Source organism: Variovorax sp. YR750, from assembly GCF_900109805.1.
Lineage (GTDB): Bacteria > Pseudomonadota > Gammaproteobacteria > Burkholderiales > Burkholderiaceae_C > Variovorax > Variovorax gossypii.
In genome coordinates, this window is record NZ_FOBJ01000015.1 from 64,340 (window position 1) to 80,127 (window position 15,788).

General features: G+C 61.3%; 18 protein-coding genes and 1 pseudogene. 14 read left to right on the forward strand and 5 right to left on the reverse strand.

The window, feature by feature from the left end; genetic code table 11:
- The first annotated feature begins 19 nt into the window (after positions 1 to 19).
- Genes BMY35_RS27145 through BMY35_RS27170 form a run of 6 tightly spaced genes read left to right on the forward strand, consistent with a single transcriptional unit; the run spans position 20 to position 3,840 of the window.
- A complete protein-coding gene (locus tag BMY35_RS27145; protein WP_093206124.1) occupies positions 20 to 853 on the forward strand; it encodes a metallophosphoesterase in 834 nt (277 codons plus the stop codon).
- A complete protein-coding gene (locus BMY35_RS27150) occupies positions 850 to 1,065 on the forward strand; it encodes an antitoxin Xre/MbcA/ParS toxin-binding domain-containing protein (RefSeq protein ID WP_093206125.1) in 216 nt (71 codons plus the stop codon). The genes BMY35_RS27145 and BMY35_RS27150 overlap by 4 nt, the downstream gene beginning before the upstream one ends.
- Positions 1,066 to 1,103: 38 nt before the next feature.
- Positions 1,104 to 1,571, forward strand: coding sequence for an HAD domain-containing protein (locus BMY35_RS27155; RefSeq protein ID WP_256229758.1), 468 nt, complete (start codon positions 1,104 to 1,106; stop codon positions 1,569 to 1,571).
- 1 nt (position 1,572) lies between these two features.
- The gene (locus BMY35_RS27160; RefSeq protein ID WP_093206127.1) at positions 1,573 to 2,517 is read left to right on the forward strand and encodes a metallophosphoesterase; all 945 of its coding nucleotides are present in this window, start codon (positions 1,573 to 1,575) and stop codon (positions 2,515 to 2,517) included.
- 31 nt (positions 2,518 to 2,548) lie between these two features.
- The gene (locus tag BMY35_RS27165) at positions 2,549 to 2,998 is read left to right on the forward strand and encodes an HAD domain-containing protein (protein ID WP_093206128.1); all 450 of its coding nucleotides are present in this window, start codon (positions 2,549 to 2,551) and stop codon (positions 2,996 to 2,998) included.
- Positions 2,995 to 3,840 carry a metallophosphoesterase gene (locus tag BMY35_RS27170; protein WP_093206129.1) on the forward strand — a complete coding sequence of 282 codons (846 nt, stop codon included), beginning with the start codon at positions 2,995 to 2,997 and terminating at the stop codon, positions 3,838 to 3,840. The genes BMY35_RS27165 and BMY35_RS27170 overlap by 4 nt, the downstream gene beginning before the upstream one ends.
- Before the next feature lie 182 nt (positions 3,841 to 4,022).
- On the opposite strand, the gene BMY35_RS27175 is transcribed toward BMY35_RS27170, so the two are convergent.
- The gene (locus BMY35_RS27175) at positions 4,023 to 4,316 is read right to left on the reverse strand and encodes a hypothetical protein (RefSeq protein WP_093206130.1); all 294 of its coding nucleotides are present in this window, start codon (positions 4,314 to 4,316) and stop codon (positions 4,023 to 4,025) included.
- A gap of 106 nt (positions 4,317 to 4,422) precedes the next feature.
- Between BMY35_RS27175 and BMY35_RS38855 the strand changes: the two genes are divergently transcribed.
- The 3 genes from BMY35_RS38855 to BMY35_RS27190 all read left to right on the forward strand — a co-directional run bounded on the left by BMY35_RS38855 (position 4,423) and on the right by BMY35_RS27190 (position 6,172).
- Complete coding sequence (locus BMY35_RS38855; protein ID WP_093206131.1) at positions 4,423 to 5,424, forward strand: hypothetical protein; 1,002 nt, start codon at positions 4,423 to 4,425, stop codon at positions 5,422 to 5,424.
- Between the two features lie 19 nt (positions 5,425 to 5,443).
- Positions 5,444 to 5,689, forward strand: a complete 246-nt coding sequence (locus BMY35_RS38860) for an SUMF1/EgtB/PvdO family nonheme iron enzyme (protein ID WP_256229760.1) — start codon at positions 5,444 to 5,446, stop codon at positions 5,687 to 5,689.
- Between the two features lie 264 nt (positions 5,690 to 5,953).
- Positions 5,954 to 6,172: a hypothetical protein gene (locus BMY35_RS27190; protein WP_093206132.1), complete on the forward strand. Its 219-nt coding sequence runs from the start codon at positions 5,954 to 5,956 to the stop codon at positions 6,170 to 6,172.
- A gap of 149 nt (positions 6,173 to 6,321) precedes the next feature.
- Here the strand turns inward: BMY35_RS27190 and BMY35_RS27195 are convergent, their stop codons facing one another.
- A complete protein-coding gene (locus BMY35_RS27195) occupies positions 6,322 to 7,608 on the reverse strand; it encodes a hypothetical protein (protein ID WP_143080742.1) in 1,287 nt (428 codons plus the stop codon).
- 243 nt (positions 7,609 to 7,851) lie between these two features.
- Positions 7,852 to 8,259 carry a hypothetical protein gene (locus BMY35_RS27200; protein ID WP_093206134.1) on the reverse strand — a complete coding sequence of 136 codons (408 nt, stop codon included), beginning with the start codon at positions 8,257 to 8,259 and terminating at the stop codon, positions 7,852 to 7,854.
- Positions 8,260 to 8,638: 379 nt separating this feature from the next.
- On the opposite strand from BMY35_RS27200, the gene BMY35_RS38375 reads away from it, so the two are divergent.
- The 3 genes and pseudogenes from BMY35_RS38375 to BMY35_RS27215 form a co-directional block, all read left to right on the forward strand.
- The gene (locus BMY35_RS38375; protein ID WP_177213711.1) at positions 8,639 to 9,130 is read left to right on the forward strand and encodes a GNAT family N-acetyltransferase; all 492 of its coding nucleotides are present in this window, start codon (positions 8,639 to 8,641) and stop codon (positions 9,128 to 9,130) included.
- 80 nt (positions 9,131 to 9,210) lie between these two features.
- Complete coding sequence (locus BMY35_RS27210) at positions 9,211 to 9,975, forward strand: HNH endonuclease (protein WP_093206136.1); 765 nt, start codon at positions 9,211 to 9,213, stop codon at positions 9,973 to 9,975.
- A 167-nt stretch (positions 9,976 to 10,142) separates the two neighbouring features.
- A pseudogene (locus BMY35_RS27215) lies at positions 10,143 to 10,655 on the forward strand (Shedu anti-phage system protein SduA domain-containing protein); the annotation flags it as partial.
- A 909-nt stretch (positions 10,656 to 11,564) separates the two neighbouring features.
- Here BMY35_RS27215 and BMY35_RS27225 read toward each other — a convergent pair.
- Positions 11,565 to 12,599, reverse strand: a complete 1,035-nt coding sequence (locus BMY35_RS27225; protein ID WP_093206139.1) for a PIN domain-containing protein — start codon at positions 12,597 to 12,599, stop codon at positions 11,565 to 11,567.
- A 130-nt stretch (positions 12,600 to 12,729) separates the two neighbouring features.
- Between BMY35_RS27225 and BMY35_RS27230 the strand changes: the two genes are divergently transcribed.
- The gene (locus BMY35_RS27230; protein WP_093206140.1) at positions 12,730 to 13,800 is read left to right on the forward strand and encodes a YiiX/YebB-like N1pC/P60 family cysteine hydrolase; all 1,071 of its coding nucleotides are present in this window, start codon (positions 12,730 to 12,732) and stop codon (positions 13,798 to 13,800) included.
- A gap of 65 nt (positions 13,801 to 13,865) precedes the next feature.
- Here BMY35_RS27230 and BMY35_RS27235 read toward each other — a convergent pair whose 3' ends face one another.
- Complete coding sequence (locus tag BMY35_RS27235; protein ID WP_143080746.1) at positions 13,866 to 15,179, reverse strand: hypothetical protein; 1,314 nt, start codon at positions 15,177 to 15,179, stop codon at positions 13,866 to 13,868.
- A 123-nt stretch (positions 15,180 to 15,302) separates the two neighbouring features.
- Between BMY35_RS27235 and BMY35_RS27240 the strand changes: the two genes are divergently transcribed.
- On the forward strand, positions 15,303 to 15,743 hold the full coding sequence (locus tag BMY35_RS27240; RefSeq protein ID WP_093206142.1) for a helix-turn-helix domain-containing protein: 441 nt from the start codon (positions 15,303 to 15,305) through the stop codon (positions 15,741 to 15,743).
- Positions 15,744 to 15,788 lie beyond the last annotated feature (45 nt).

A 15,788-nucleotide genomic window follows, 5' to 3' on the forward strand; every position in this document is an offset into this window, starting at 1 on the left:
GGGAGATGGGGCTACCGACATGAAGCTGCTCATCCTTTCGGACCTTCACCTCGAGTTCGGGACCTTTCTCGTCCCGAAGGTCAACTACGACGTCGTGATCCTCGCTGGGGACATCTTCGTCCCCGGTTCCAAGGCCATGCGCTGGGCCCGGCGGGCGGGGAACTTTGGGGAGACAGCCCCCATCGTGTTTGTGCCCGGCAACCATGAGTACTACGAAGGTGTCTACCAGACCTCGCTCAAGGAAATGGCGCTCACCGCGAGGTCGTGCAACGTGCATCTCCTGGCACCGGGCGAGGCCGTGATCGCCGGCGTCCGCTTTCTGGGCTGCACGCTGTGGACAGACTTCGAACTGCCGATCCAGACCAAGACGGGGTCGCTGGTAGACACGGAACGGGCCACGAAGGCAGCCAAGGTCCGTCTCAACGACTACTCATCGATCCGGTGGGCCGAGGCGCAGGAATCCTCCGACGCACCCGTGGTAGCAGCCAAGTCAAAAAAGCGCCGCCTGGTACCCGAGGACACACTGGCGCTCCACCAGCGTGACCGCGCCTGGCTGGCCCAGAAGCTGGCCGAGCCCTTCGACGGGCCAACGGTGGTTGTGACCCACCACGCCCCGCATCGAAACTCTCTCGCACGGCACTATCAGTCCGACTGGCTGTCCGCATCTTTTGTGAGCGAGCTCCCAGGTTCCTTCTTCGAAGTGCCGTCACTCTGGGTGCATGGCCACATCCACGAGAGCTTTGACTATCAAGTCGGCAACTGCCGAGTGGTGTGCAACCCGCGAGGGTACTTGCGACATGGCCGAGACCACGAAAACAAGCAGTTCAACCCCGAGTTCGTGGTTGAGCTATGAGTGACATCCAATCATCTACCCGCACGATGCAGGAAGTGCTGGCTGCCGCGACTGCGCTCTCGGGCGGGGACCTCGAGGCGGCCATCCTCTGGTACAGGAACGAGCCACTCGCACCGTTCAACTACAAGACGGCTGAAGCGTTGGCAGCTGAAGGGCGGGCCGCCGATGTGCTCAACCTCCTGGAGTCCATCCAGGCTGGGTTCGTTGGATGACATCACCTCGCACCACCCACACCGATGAATCCACTGACTTGCTGTTCCTGGATGTCGATGGTGTTCTTCATCCCGTCGGTACCGACTACTCGTTCGGCAGCAGGTTCTTCAGCCATTTGCCGCTGCTGGAAGAATTGCTTCGGGAGTTCCCGTCTGTTGATGTCGTCATCTCCTCGGATTGGCGGCTCGCTGAGAGCGTCGAGCAGCTACAGCGGTATTTCAGCGAGGACATCCAGCATCGGATCATCGGAGCCACACCGCAGCTCGACCCCGATGCGATCGTCGACTGCCGGCGCCAACTGGAGATCCAGGCCTGGCTCGAGGGGAACGGCCGCGGTGACGCAGAGTGGGTCGCGCTCGACGACTGGCCCCTGAGCTTTGAATCGGGCTTCGCGCGGCTCGTGCTCACTGAGCCCACGCGGGCGTTCGATCAGGACTGCGTCCAGGAGCTGCGCGCACATTTCCTTCGCTTCGCTGCCCGTCGATGCTCACCTCTCGACAGATGAAATGAAACCGCACATCTCATCGAACCTTCACTCGCAACCCGAGCGCAAGCAGTCGGCGCTCAAGCTGATGTTCTTCGGCGATCCCCACGGTGATCTCGAGTCCGTGGTCGCCGCGGTCGAACGCTGCCGGCCTGAGGCCATCGTGCTGCTGGGCGACATTCAGGCGCAACAGCCGCTGCACGTCGAGTTGAGCCCGATCCTGGATCTCACCGAGGTTTACTGGATCCCAGGCAACCATGACACCGACACAGATGCCGACTACGACAACCTGTGGGAATCGGAGCTCTCAGAGCGCAATCTCCACGGACGCATCGTCGAGATCGCCGGATACAAGGTTGCCGGCCTGGGCGGTATCTTCCGCAGCAAGATCTGGGATCCGCGGCAGCCGATCGAGAAAGCCGCTTTCCAATCGAGCGATGCCATGCGTCGAGCCATGAAGCGAGAGGAACGCTGGCGCGACGGTATCTCCCGCAAGCACCGATCCTCCATCTTCCCGGCCGACTACCAGCGACTGCTGCGCAGCGGCCCCGCCGACGTCCTGGTGACACACGAGGCGCCGGCAGCGCACCCGCACGGCTGGCAGGCGATCGACGAACTTGCCGAGACGCTCGGCGTCCAGCTCGTAGTACACGGTCATCATCACCAGAACATCGATTATTTTGATGAAGGGCTGCAGAGTGCCGCAGCACCGTTTCGCGCCTTCGGGGTCGACATGGGCTCGTACCTGGTATGGCCGCTGGACTCACAGGGGAGGACTGAGTCGAATGACCTCTCACAAGACTTGTTGGATCTCGCTACCCAGATCTTCGGAGCAGAGGCCCGGACCTGGCTGGACAAGCCTCACGAATTGCTCGATGGCCAGACGCCGGCGGCGTTCGCGGCCGGAGGTGGCTCGGACAAGGTGCGATCAATGCTCATCGCCATCCAACACGGTGGTGCCGTATGAGGACCGATAAGAACAGACTGCGAGGTCCAGGGTGATCCTGTTCCTCGACTTCGACGGCGTGCTGCATCCGGAGGGGGAAGATCACATCCTTAACGGCGTCGACTTCTGCTTACTGCCGCGCCTCGAAGCGCTGCTGCGCGAGTTCCCGTTCGTGAAGATCGTGATCAGTTCGTCCTGGCGCGCGCATCTCCGCTACAAGACATTGATGAAGCCCTTCTCCAATGACATTCGAGCTCGTATCCTGGGGATGACGCCGTACCCGGGGTGCGGACTTCCTCCGCCGTACAAGCCGCGTGAAGGAGAAATCCTCGCCTGGCTCCAGCTTCACGATGCGGTCGACGACCCCTGGGTCGCGCTCGACGATGCTTACTGGCAATTCGATCACTGCAAGGACCACCTGGTGGTGTGCGGCTCGTTCACCGGCTTCGACGACAAGGCCAGTGCCGAGCTTCGCGCTCGCTTTGAAGGCATCTCCCGATGAAACTCCTGATCCTTTCCGATCTTCACCTCGAGTTCGCGCCGTTCGAACCAGCACCCGATCTCGATTTCGATGTTGTCATCCTCGCCGGCGATATTCACTCACCTGCGAAGCGCGCCGTCCAATGGGCAACGGATCGCTTTCGTGGCAAGCCTGTGATCTATCTGCTTGGAAACCACGAGTACTACGACGGCCGGTTGGACACGACGCTTGCCGAAGCGCGTCGGGAAGCCGAAGGAACCAATGTCCATCTGCTCGACGGTGACGAGGTGGTGATCGACGGCGTGCGGTTTCTCGGCGCGACGTTGTGGACTGACTTCGAGCTCGGCATTGAGACGCCCGAAGGATCGGTCAGTGACGCAGCGCGCGCCATGAAGATGGCGACCCACCTGCTGAACGACTACACGCTGATCCGGGCACCCGACGAGTCGGCGGAACCCGACACCTGGCGCCACAAGGAGGGAAGAAAACTGCAAGCGGCTGACACGCTTCGGATTCATCAGACGCAGCGCGCTTGGCTGCAGGAGAGGCTTGCGGAGCCGTTTGCTGGGCCGACGGTGGTCGTGACGCACCACGCGCCTCACCGCGGTTCGCTAGCGCAGCGCTATGCCGATGACTGGGCCTCGGGTGCTTTCGTCAATGAGCTGCCAGAAGAATTTTTCGACGTGCCTGTGTTCTGGATTCACGGCCACACACATCAGCAGTTCGACTACCGGGTCAAATCCTGTCGGGTCATGAGCAACCCGCGGGGCTATGTGAACTGGAGCGGCAAAATCGAGAACAAGGCGTTCAATCCTAGATTGGTCGTCGATGTACAAGCCCTTGTAGAGGATGGTGACTTGTAATAGCTGCTCGTCCTATCGACTTTCACGGGAAGTTGCTGTCGGTGCTTGTTACGCCGACGGCGCTCAAAGTCTTCAGAGTGACGGCGTGCCCAATCAGAAGTACGTTGCAGATCTGCGCGCGCGGCGTGCGTTTGTGACCGGCGCGCGCGCCGGCCACAACTCCATCGGTCTTGTCGTGACCTTCAGGCGAGCTCGAACTCGTCGCCGGCCTGCGCAGTCTTGGATACCTCGCTGTTGGCGATGCCCGAGCGCATTCCCTTGAAGTCGAACTGGCGCTCGATCAACCGGTCGATGTCGTTGAGGAACTGGCCGGCCCGGATGCTGGCATCGCTGGGGGACAGACCTTCCTTGCGCCGGAAGTCCGCGCGCAGATGGGCGAGGACGGGTTCGTCGCCGTACTGGCGGCGCGTGCACTGCAGGTGGTAGATCTCCAGGCCGGCGCGGTGGACGTCGCGCGCCGATTCGAAGGTGTTCAAGGGACTTTGGATTATCACGATATCTCCAGGGTTGAGGAAGGCTCCAAGACTAGACTTCCTGCCGTTTACTTTCCACGGAAAGCCGGGTGCTCCCGGTTTTATGCGAATGACCAGCCCCAGCTTCGATACGCTTCAGTACCGCCATCTCCTGGCTGATCTCAACGCCGCATTGCCGATCGAGCTGACGATCCGGGCCGTGCGGTCGGTGTTCCCTGGCCGGCTCGACGTGCTCAGGCAGATCGACGCGCAGATGCGGCAGGCGTGGCGAGATGGAGGCTTCACGGATGAGGAGATCGCCGCTGATGCGCATGTTGATGCCTGCTGGGACCTGATCCAACTCGGATGGGTCGAGCGGCGGTCACCGTTCGAGACTTGGAGCCACCTGCCCGACGGCGGGCGTGAGATCGAGCGGCTGCGCGCGCGCATTGCGCAAGAGTTCGAGCCGCAGGTCTCGTTGCATGACTTTCCATTCGCCGTGCGGCACCGCTACGCGGACCTCGTCAACGGCATGGACCTCGAGCGCGTGCTCAGGGAATACCATCGCAAGCAGACACCGCTGCGAGCCCAACCAGAAGGCAATACGATCCCGGTGGAGAACTTCCTCTGGTCGATCCGCAGGCCCATCGCCGTGCACCCCGGTGCTCTTCAGAATGTGGCGCTGAGTGAAACGGAGCACGCGTATGTCGGGATCATGCTGCGCCACGACATGACGCTGGATGATGTGCGAGGCGCGCTGCGTGAGTTCGAGTTTCACTACGCGAGATTTCGCATCTGGAGACATGGGCGCTCCCGTGACGAAGTCGCCAACCGCCTTCTCGAGCCATGGGCCGCCCCGCCTCGGCCGACGCGCCAGGACGCCGTCAATCAAGCCAACCAGGTGCTTTCGAGCCTGAATGGCCTCTACTGCTACGACCGCCTATGTGTTCATCACAAGGACAAGCCCCGTGGCGCACTCAGCCGAGCCATCGAGGACACCCTGGCGCTGGGCAATTTGCCGGAAACCCAGAAAGGCACCGTGCAAAAGCAGTTCGAAGCAACGCGTCGTCAAATCAGCCGCCTCGAAAAGTCTTTGCACCTGTGCCAGGCGGCGGAGGCCCCGTCCACCTGAAGGCAGTGTGCTTTTCGGTATGCTCAAGGCCTGCTGTATTCCGGTGAATCCGCGCGGCGCGGCGAAGGAGCAGAGCTTCGATCCGGGCACACCGCAGATCCGCATCCCGCGCAAGGTCCTGAAGGGCGGCTCGCACCTTTGCGCGCCGAACTACTGCCAGCGCTACCGACCTGCCGCGCGCATGGCCCAGGCCGTGGATACTTCCACGTCGCACCTGGGATTCCGGTGCATCGTTCGGCCTGAATCGAGGTCATCGAGCGCCTGAAAGGGGCATGCCGACTCCTGTCAGGATGGCACGCCAGTCCGGCGTGGTGCGCGGTAGATGGCACCTATGAATTGCGTGCGCGTACAGTTCAAGCGCGTCCACCACACTTCTTGCCGCGCGTGCCGTCGCGCGCCTACGTCGCAAAGGACTAGGCGACTTCCATCTTCGAGCTTCGGCCCGCTATTTCACTGGCGAGCGCGGGGACGGACGCCCTCAGGGCTGCTGAAGGGGAGGAATTGCCTGAGTCATCCACAGGCGCCTTTCATGACCGCATCCCTTGACCTGACTGTCCAGCAATGCAATGTCGCCGACGCGCTGCGATCCTTCCTCGGCGCGGACACGTGGCTGCAGATGCTGCGCAAGGATCGCACGGCCATCTTTGCGGCCGCACGCCACGCAGGTGCCGCATCCGAATTCATTGTGGCGAAGGAGATGCCGTTGCTCGACGAGTTCGGCGAGGACGCCTCAGAGCGGCAAGGATAGGTCGACGCGAGCCTTGCTGCGCAAGGCGCGTCGCCGCTGGTGGTCACGGAGGGCCGCTCGCAAAGTCGCCTGTGCAAGGCGACTCGTGCGGTTCCTCTGGCGGACCTGTTCCACCGCGCGCATGGGAGGCGAAGTTCCGCATGGAATGCTCACGGTCGCAAGGCACCTCGGGTGGGTGGGCGCGGATGGAACAAGCCGCTGAAGCCCGCGTGCCAGAAGCGGCTCGTTCGATTGGGAAAGTAGTAAGTAGTACCGGCGCTATCGACGAAGTCGATCGTGGGGGGCAGCAGTTCCCCACGGCTGAGCAATGCAACGCCGACCACGTGATTGCGGTGGGGCGCCGACAGAAGCCTGAAGACAGGCCGCTCCAGCGCGGTCGCTGGCTGCGCCGGATCGTTGTCCTGCTCGGCGATCGACCGCAACTGAGCCGGCGTCAAGCCGTCGAAGCCGGCCAACAGCAGACCGGGCCGCGCGGCCGTCAGCTGACGCTTGGCCGCTTCATGCAGAGTGGCGAAGGTGGCCCCGACGAGGTCGTCCCCAAGGACGCTTTGCAGGACGACCACCAGCGCGCCGCCTTGTCTTCCGCCGATGATCATCGTCTCGCGATTGCCGATCCCGGCGGCGGCCGCGAGATCCGCGCGTGTCACGAATCCATTCTCGGCAACGTCGCCGAGTACTGCCGGATCGAATTCGCCGATCCGAATCTCGGTACCGTCGGGCAACCGCACGCCGGTGCCGATCAGGACCTGATCCTTGATGCGTTGTGCCAACGCGGCTCTTTGCTCATGCCGGGTTGGCAGGCGCCGCGGGACCGTCACCACCACGCGCAAGCCGGCCCTCAGTGGAACGGCCATGGGCTCGAGAAGACGGGCGAGCAGCTGCTGGACCGCGATGGCCTCGTGCCTGTGGATGCTGCGCCCCTTGTCGTTCGAGATCGATTTGCACTCGACCTCGAGCCCGACTTCGCCCAGGTGGGGTATGAACAGGTCGAAGGTGCCACCGCCCACCATCTCTGGCCACTGCAGCTGCAGGCCTCGACGCGCGAAATGGGTTGCGACGCTGAGCTCGAGCCGCAGGCCCCGCATGGCGTCCGGATTCTCGAGCGCATCCTGCACCCGACTGCGCATCCGGTCGGATTCCACCGGTGTCGCGCTATCCATCATCCAGAGTACCTGGCGGGCGAAGCCGATGGCTTGGTAGAGCTCGCTCGATGCGGGCTCGGGCTCGGGCAGCGTCCCGTGCGCCTCGATGAACTCGCTGCAGCGATGCATCGCGAAGGAGACCGCGTTTTCAGCGCGCAGGTAGTCGCCCAGCAGCGGGCTGTTGCTGATCGCCGTGTTCATCTGCGTCACACGGCGCTGCCAATGCGCGGCGCCAATTTGGTGGGCGAACCGTCGATAGACCGCGGGTACCTCATCCACGTGCAGCTGCGTCACGAAGTTCGGCCCAGACGGCGCGGACATGGGGGCGGCGGTTACGTCGTTAATGTCCGGCACCGCGCCTCCAGTTGCCGACCGACGCCGAGAGATTCAAGCTTTGACGCTTCCGGGCGGACAGCCGTGCCGGCATCTGGCACAACGCCAGCAGCGAGCTGTCCGGCGGCGAAAGTCGTGCGTTGCCGAGGGCAGAACGGACCGAGTACATGCCGTGCGAAAGCTGCTGCAGCGGCGGCCGTTGCGTCAGTCGTGCGCCGTGGCTTGCCAGCGTTCGGTCAGCTCGCGAAGCGGGCGAAGCACGCGCACGTCGAAGACCCCTTTGCCTGCGATCTGGGGAAACGCGGCGTACTCCAGGTTGGAAAGTCGGGCTGCGGATTCCGTTGCCTTCGCCAGGCGGGCTACCTGCCGGCGGTGGACTTCGCGAAAGCGGTTCGGCTCGCGCTCGAAGGCCTGCGCCAGCAAATCCCGGGCGGCAGCGCGCGTGGCCTTCATCACGCGCCTGGCGGACGGCTTGGCCTGAACGGCATCGAGTTCCGGCGCGTTCTTGAAGGTCCGGTTCATGTCGGCCACTGACAATTTGATGTGCAGCAGCCGGGCAATATCGTCCATGGCCGCCAGGGTCTCTTCGTCGAAATGGCTGCGATCGAGCATCGTTTCTTCCCAGGTAGTGGTGCAAGCAGGTGGACCTGCGCTGGCGATGCGCTCTCGGCGTCAGGCGTCGGCCATCGTCAACGCCAAGATGCCTCGCCTTGACGGATCCGCACGCAGGAACCACCATTATCCGGTCCGTCGGCGTACTGCCAAGTGCGCGCCGTGCCGGCCGATGGACCCGCATGCGAAGACCATGCCGTCGTTCAACGACGCGCTCCTCGCTTTCGTCCATCGCGGGTTCGCAAGGACAGGGCCTGCTAGCATGAGAGCGTCCCCAAATGTCCGCCGTTCCGCCCGCATCGCCTTCAGGTGCGTTGCCGTTTTGTCCGATGGACCAGGCATCCGTCATGCCGAAATGGCGACGCTGGACAACTGCCCAATGAACCTCCCCGCTGCCACGCCACCACCGTTCAACGTGCGCATGGCGCGTCTCGTTCCTTTCCCGAGCCTTCGGGACGCCGACAAGCAAGCGGCGCTCGATGCGGTCAACAGCATACGCGCCTACTATCCGTGGTCGCAAAAGCAGTACGCGTTGTCGGGCGTCACCGATGTCTATCTGCTGCGCGCCAGCGGCATCTGCTTTGGCTTCCTCGAGTGCACTGTCGAGAATCTCGATCTAGCCAGGGCGTCGCCCCCGGAACTTTTCCTTCACGAGCTTCACGTGGCGCCATCGGCTCAGCATCAGGGTGTCGGTGGGTGGGCCCTGCAGCATCTGATGGCCAAGGGGTTGGCGATTCGGATGATCGTGGTGAACGAAAACACGAGGATGCTCGCGCTGGTGGACCAGCTTGGTGCGAAGCATTCATCCATATCGGAGCACACGCGGACCGTGACGCTGCCGCCGCTGCAACGGGGTGTCGGCGCGGCTTAGTCGCCACCATCCGGGCGGGATCTTGTGGGGTGGTTACGGCATCCCGTCTTGCACACCCGACGTCTTGCGAGAATGAGGCGATGAGCCCTGTCCCGAAGTCGTTCAAAGCCGAGATCCAACGCCTCCTGATCCAACCGGGCGTCGAGGGCCAGGCCTACTTCCACGTGACCAGACTGGCCAACGCCGCCGGCGAGCTCACCGTCAGCGTGGATTCGCATTGGGGTGGCTACACCACGTCCAGGCCGCGGCGCGAGATCCGGGAGGCCAGCCCGTTGGATGGACCGCTGCGTCGCGCGGAATTGCGCTCGATCGGGGAAACCTGCCTGCTGGTGAACGACGAGACCGACTTTCGGCTTTGGTTGGCGTTCGGTGGGCATGCCGTGGTGCTGGATGTCGTGGCCAGGCTGAAGTTCGGCCCTTTGCTGGCGCCGCGTGAAGTTGCAAGAGACTCGAGTGCGGTCGGATTCGTCGCTGCGCAATCCCTGAGCAGCGCCGAGCTGCAGCATGCAACTTCCAAGACCTTGCGCATGGCCGTGCTGACTCGCGACGGGCGTCGTTGTTTCATCTGCGGGCGGTCGCCCGCAAACCATGTCGATCTGGAGCTGCATGTGCATCACATCGTTCCCTGGGGTCAAGGCGGCATCACCGAGATCGACAATCTTGTCACCTTGTGCGGCACCTGCCACGATGGCTTGAAGCCGCATTTCGACCGAGACCTCGTCCACGACGTGCAGGCGAGGCACGGTGCGGTCGCGCCGACGTACCTGGAGCGGCTTTGGAACTATCAGCAGTGCGTGCAACGCCTCCTGCAGATAAGGAGTGCCAGCGGCACTCCAAGTGCATGAAGCAGATGCCTTGTGGCTGCGGCAGTCCCTCCCCCCAACGCAAAGGCGACGATCGATGAAACTCACCACGGGTGCCGAAATCAATGCCCGGACGCTTCGGAGCGACCCTCTGAAGGAATTTCACGTTTGTTGGGACGACATCGTGCCGGGCGACGCGCGAGGAGGATGTCCAGCAGTACTTGCAGCGCAACCCGGAGTTGTTGATCCAGCACCTCGGTGGCGGCCATGGTCGGTGGGTGATACCCAATCAGCCACTCGGCGCGGAGCATGTCACCGACTTCCTGATCGCCGAGAAACACTCCTTCGGCTTCGAGTGGCAGGCGGTCGAGCTTGAAAGTCCGTTGCGGCCGATGTTCAACAAGAAGGGCGATCCGTCCAGCTACCTGATCCATGCCACTCGGCAGATCCAGGACTGGCGCGCCTGGTTGCATGTCAACCAAAATTACGCGAGTCGGCCGCGGTTGGAGAGCGGCCTCGGGCTCAGTGGCATTCGTGCGGATCTCGCCGGCCTGATCCTGATCGGCCGCCGTGCATCACTCACACCAGGTGTCGAGCACCGGCGTCACCAGATGATAAAAGACCTGAACATCAGAATTCACAGCTACGACTACCTGGTCGAGGCCGTGGCCGGGCGGACGTCGAGTCTTGCCGCGGAGGCATGGCGGTTGAAGAGCGATTAGCGCTTCAATGTGCCAGGGCAGCCGATGATTTTGCATGGCGTCGCACCATTCATCTCGAACCCGAAAACTCAGGCGATCAGGATGGCTTGGCCGTGTACTTGTGTTGCATCGGAGGCTCAACGCAGTCGAGGGTAAGTGGTTCGTTGAGGGGCGCGATGGTCACCGGTAGCCCTGGGGATGCTCGGCGACAAAGACTGTCAGCGATTGCCGGCCTGCGCCGCACGGGTGCAGCGCATCGCCGACGCGGTGTGCGTCGCGGCCCGGTCAGGCGGGCCACCAATACCGGGAAATCTTTAGCCGACGCGCTCTTGAAGGATCGCAACCATGCGCCGTGCCAAGGGCGACAAATAGGCCTTGGCTCGGCAGATGAGGCCGATTTGCCGCCCCAGGTCGAGTTCATCGGTGCTCAGGGGCAGGGCACGAAGTCCTTCTACGCCATGCTCTGTTCCGGCAATACTGAGCGTGCGAGTGCCCCGCATGAGGTGAAACAGCGACCCATTGCCGAAGTCTGTCTCGACACCGAAATGCAGCGTCAGGCCGCTGCCGCACTAGATTCTGGGGCCCGGCAACAGCCACTCCTGGCCTATCAGGTCAGCCAGCCTCAGTTCGCGTCTTTGGTGTAGCGGGTGCCCTTGGTCAGCAACGACCCGCATTCTGTCGGTGAAGTGCTACGCACTCATCGATCCGATGCAGCGGCGCCGGCACGATCACCAAATCCAGTTCACCCTCTAGAAGCTTATCCATCAGCTCGCGCGCGAGCCGCCTGCTCAGACGCAACCTCACCGGATTGACAGCGCCTGTATCCACCATCCATGCAACCGGATGGCATTGATGCTGGATTTCGCCGATCTCTGACCCCATTGGGTCAAATGAAAACGGATATCCACATCGCCAGGACTGTGGGCTCAACTAGGTGTCAAGCATGTCCCAATCGTCGCCCAACGCCCAACGCAGCGCGGACAACTTTCCGGTAATCATGCCCCACTCAAAGTCGGTCCATGGCCCGACATTGCCGCGTCCGAGCTGCCGTTCAATGCGAATGGCGGCGGCGACAGCGCTCCGCCACACCGTGTCTACGGTCATCCCTTGCGGATCCTGGAATTCCTCCCACTCCTGTCGCGTCACGATCCTGTGATGTCCTTGCTTGATCTCGGCGTCCACGCTCTTGTGCCGGTTGTACCAAACTTGCTTGGTGAGCCTCTCCACCTCGGCCTGAATCTCCGTTAGCCCGCGCGGCTCTTCCTCCCAGGTGTATTCCCACAATAGTTGCCTGGTCACATTCGGAGCCACCCGACCCAGCAAGTCCCCGAGATGAACGAAGTACAGCGATTTAATCTTGGTAAACATCGGCGCAAGGTCCGGATGCGGCAGCTTGTGGTTTCCCGCTAGGACACTGAAGTCATGCTTGTTGTGGGTGACAAAGGCAAACCTGTCACCCGCGACACCGGCCTCGACGCACTCGCGGTAAGTTTCGATGACGATGGCATCAGCGATCGAGTTCTTGTTCTCGTGATGGCAAGGGGCAAGATGCAAGAGTGCACGGTCCGCGGCGCGCATCTTGGCTGAATCAGAAATCTCAACAACGCCGGCGCGTTTGAATAACTTCGCAATGTCATCCAGCGTAGCCGCCGCCGCGCCGCCAATAAGGGGCACCTTGTGGTTGACGTCGTTGAGCTGCGCCAACAGTCGCTTCTTCTCCCCTTCGTCACCGCCGACCTTATTGATCGCTTCTCTTACTTGTTGAAAGTGACCACTAAGGCTGCGGGCGCTCGTCTTGGCAATTCGATCTCTGTTTTTTTCAAACTCGACCTGAACCACGCGAGGCACGATCAGCATGAGGCTATCGTTGTCCAAGAAGTCCCGCAGTACGCGTAGCATTGGCATTTGCTTCGGGTCTTGAGCAAGGTCAAGCCACACGCAGGTATCGATCAGAACGTGAAACATTCGCGCATCTTGCCATCCCGCCGACTGCTTCCAGCCGTGAAGTAGCACCGCCGCATGTAATCGGTATCGCAATACAGTACTCGCTCCAAAACATCCAGGCGCGATCACCCGGCTGCTCCACAGTGCCTTCATGCAGTCAAGCACAACAACTCAAACAGCTGAAAAAATCGAGTCCAAGTTCGGCTTCGATCTCGAAAAACTCAAGATTGGGGACGTCCTCCTCTCCTCGGACAACACGCCCACGAGCGCCGCTATCGCTCGTGCGACGCGGGGCGAATATTCCCACGCGATGCTCTATGTGGGGCACTCGCTGATCCATGCGATGCCTGACGGGGTCTATTCGAAGAACCCCCAGCGCTACATCCGGGACGCCGGCAATCAACTTGCCGTGTATCGCCTCTTGCCCGAGTTGGGCCACGAGACCGCCTTTGATGCAGCCTGTGACTATGCGCGAGCACAGGTAGGAGCTCTCTATTCCGTGCCAGCAGCAGCACTATCAAAAGCACTGTCTCACGTGGGGACCCAGTCCCGAACCGGAAAGCAGTTTTGCTCTCGCTTGGTCGCTCAAGCCTATGCTCGAGCAGGAGTAGCGCTTGTCCCCAAACCAGACTTTTGCTCGCCAAACGATCTCGCACGCTCAGCTTGTCTGCAGCCAGTACCTGATGCTGTGCGTGAACTGGGGCGCGACGAAATAAGCTTCGCAAATTCAGAAGACTTCAACGTCGTCCTCCAGCAGAAAAACTTCCAGTGGCTCGACAAGACGCGCCGCATAGCTGCGCGACGCGGCCTCGGCGAAATTCATACCCAGAACGACGTCTTGCCCATGCTCGTGAAGCACCCGGGGTATGACAAGGTTGTTTCGAAATTCGTGCTCGACAGCGGTTATCCGGATTTCTACGATTGGGACCGCGCGAAGAACTCGTACCGCTACGACGCTCGGATTTTTCTCGGCATGAGGAGTGATCGAAAATCTCTTATCGAACTCGTCGAATCGGAGATTCCTTCAGTTCAGGCCGACCTAAAGCGACACGCAAAGAACTATGACGCCGCAAGCGAGAACATGCGGAACCTGCCGACTCTGCAATACCTCGATATTTTTTGGAGGCTTGCCCGCAACCTTCTGGAAGAGGCGCACACACGCAGACAGATGCTCGTCGAAGTCTCGCAACAAATCGACTACTCGCTCGATGGTCGCTTCTAAGAGGATGACCCCATTCACGTGATCATCGTCGGTGGCGGTCAGCTGATTGAATAGCCCCTCTTCGGTCAAGATCGCGAAGACGGGCCGGGCTCTTCGCCTCTCAGGTCCTTCGGAAGCAGGTACCAACTGCCCTTTTTCTTTGGGACCATCCGCGCAATCGAGACCTGATCAAGTTCTGACAGGTCCTGCGTATCGGCAGTTGACTCTGTTGGCAAAGAATTGAACTCACGAAGCTGCGCGACTATTTTCCGTTCTGCCTCAGGAGAAATCGACACAGGGGACGCGTGACGGTTGCGCCATCCCGGCATAAAACGGTTCCAGAGTTTTGGGAGGAGTTGATCGTCGGAGCCCAGCGGCGACGGCGCGAAGTCCATCAACCCCTTTTCCCGCTCCTCGGAGGGAAACTGGGAGAACTCAGCGTTGAGACGTGCGAGTTCGGCCTTCAAATCTGGTGCCCATAGGAAATCCTGGTCGGCACGAAGAAACGGACGAGCGCAAAGGCGGTGCAGCCTGTCGCCCGATACAAATACCATGCTGAACGGTAGATAGAAAAGATAAGCGATGTCGGCGCGGTTCGATGGTCGCTCAGAAGATATCAAATTAGCACCAAGCGCGATCTGAAAGAACAGTTCGACTGAAAGCACGTGGGCAGCGTACGGCGCGTAGTCAGCAAGCGGTCTGTACTGATCAACGGACCACCGCTCGATGATCTCCCGGTGAGCTTCTTTAGGCACTTCGAGGAAAGCCAGGAGCAGAGCCATCTGATCGAATGGCTTGGTGCGCTCCTTCACTAGACCGACAGCGAGAGCATGCGCATCGTCGACAGTTCTGCAGAGCTTGGAATCGATGCCCAGCGCTTGCATGCTCTTGGCGACCGTCGGCAGATCCAACGTTGTCAGCATGTGGCGCCAATCCTTCGCGAATTGACGCTCGACCTCCTGAAACGCACCCTCCTGCCACCGGCTGAACGCCTGTGCTTCAGGTGACGCGTCGAAAACTACTCCCGCCTTCCCGTCCGGAGAACGCACGGGTCTCCCGCCGGCCACGGGAATTTGCCCGCGCATCGGGATTCGATGCCCCATCAAATTTGACAGTGCAAGCTCTCGATGATGGATGCACGGTGCCCCCGCGAGCGTGGGCGTCTTGTCGGCAATGATCCGCACCTCGTCCTCGCCGCTTCGCCCCGAACGACCAGCGGACGTTTTCGTTAGATCCGCCAGCGTTTCAATGTAAAAAATCGGACAAACGTTCGCATAGAAAAAGTGGTCGAACCACACCGACTCGTCGATCGAGAGTGCTTGCAGGAATGACTTGTCAAAGAGTGCGATCGGTCCCACGAGAGCGGTTTTGAGGTTATTTGTTGGCAGGTGCGCAGCCATGCTAGCTCGAATCAACCGAGGTGGCGTCGGAGCAGTCACTGCTGGGGAGGTACAAATTTAATTTCAGGCTGCAGGCACCGCCAGCGCGGCGTTGGGGCTGCAGTGGCACGGCACAATGCTCCCATGCCAAATATCGCCTCAATCCTCAAAGCCGAAATCTCCCGCGTCGCTCGCAAAGAGATGCGCGCCGAGACCGAAGCGCTCAAGAAAGCATCGGTCGCACATCGCACATCGATTGCGGAACTACGTCGCCAAGTGGGAGCACTCGAGAAAGAGCTGCGTCGGGTTACAAAAGGGGCAACCCGCGCCGCCAAGGGACCGGATTCGGAGGACGAGGCTTCAGCGGGCACGAAGCGCCGCTTCAGTGCAACGAGGTTGGCGGCACATCGCGCCAAGCTCGGGCTGTCCGCGGCAATCTATGGACAACTGGTTGGCGTGTCCGGGCAGACGATTTATCACTGGGAGCAAGGCAAGGCACGTCCGCGGGCGGTGCAACTCGAAAGCCTTGCCGCTGTGCGAGATCTCGGGGCACGTGAGATTGCGGAGCGCTTAGCCGCACAGTAGCGCGGCGTGGGAGGTTACCCACTGGGGCACTCGCAAAGTCACCCC

Excerpts from the sequence above, each read along its gene's own strand:
- BMY35_RS27145 (WP_093206124.1), top strand. The coding sequence starts at position 20 with ATGAAGCTGCTCATCCTTTCGGACCTTCACCTCGAGTTCGGGACCTTT.
- BMY35_RS27150 (WP_093206125.1), top strand. The coding sequence starts at position 850 with ATGAGTGACATCCAATCATCTACCCGCACGATGCAGGAAGTGCTGGCT.
- BMY35_RS27160 (WP_093206127.1), top strand. The coding sequence starts at position 1,573 with ATGAAACCGCACATCTCATCGAACCTTCACTCGCAACCCGAGCGCAAG.
- BMY35_RS27170 (WP_093206129.1), top strand. The coding sequence starts at position 2,995 with ATGAAACTCCTGATCCTTTCCGATCTTCACCTCGAGTTCGCGCCGTTC.
- BMY35_RS38855 (WP_093206131.1), top strand. The coding sequence starts at position 4,423 with ATGACCAGCCCCAGCTTCGATACGCTTCAGTACCGCCATCTCCTGGCT.
- BMY35_RS38860 (WP_256229760.1), top strand. The coding sequence starts at position 5,444 with ATGCTCAAGGCCTGCTGTATTCCGGTGAATCCGCGCGGCGCGGCGAAG.
- BMY35_RS27190 (WP_093206132.1), top strand. The coding sequence starts at position 5,954 with ATGACCGCATCCCTTGACCTGACTGTCCAGCAATGCAATGTCGCCGAC.
- BMY35_RS27200 (WP_093206134.1), bottom strand. The coding sequence starts at position 8,259 with ATGCTCGATCGCAGCCATTTCGACGAAGAGACCCTGGCGGCCATGGAC.
- BMY35_RS38375 (WP_177213711.1), top strand. The coding sequence starts at position 8,639 with ATGAACCTCCCCGCTGCCACGCCACCACCGTTCAACGTGCGCATGGCG.
- BMY35_RS27210 (WP_093206136.1), top strand. The coding sequence starts at position 9,211 with ATGAGCCCTGTCCCGAAGTCGTTCAAAGCCGAGATCCAACGCCTCCTG.
- BMY35_RS27225 (WP_093206139.1), bottom strand. The coding sequence starts at position 12,599 with ATGTTTCACGTTCTGATCGATACCTGCGTGTGGCTTGACCTTGCTCAA.
- BMY35_RS27230 (WP_093206140.1), top strand. The coding sequence starts at position 12,730 with ATGCAGTCAAGCACAACAACTCAAACAGCTGAAAAAATCGAGTCCAAG.
- BMY35_RS27235 (WP_143080746.1), bottom strand. The coding sequence starts at position 15,179 with ATGGCTGCGCACCTGCCAACAAATAACCTCAAAACCGCTCTCGTGGGA.
- BMY35_RS27240 (WP_093206142.1), top strand. The coding sequence starts at position 15,303 with ATGCCAAATATCGCCTCAATCCTCAAAGCCGAAATCTCCCGCGTCGCT.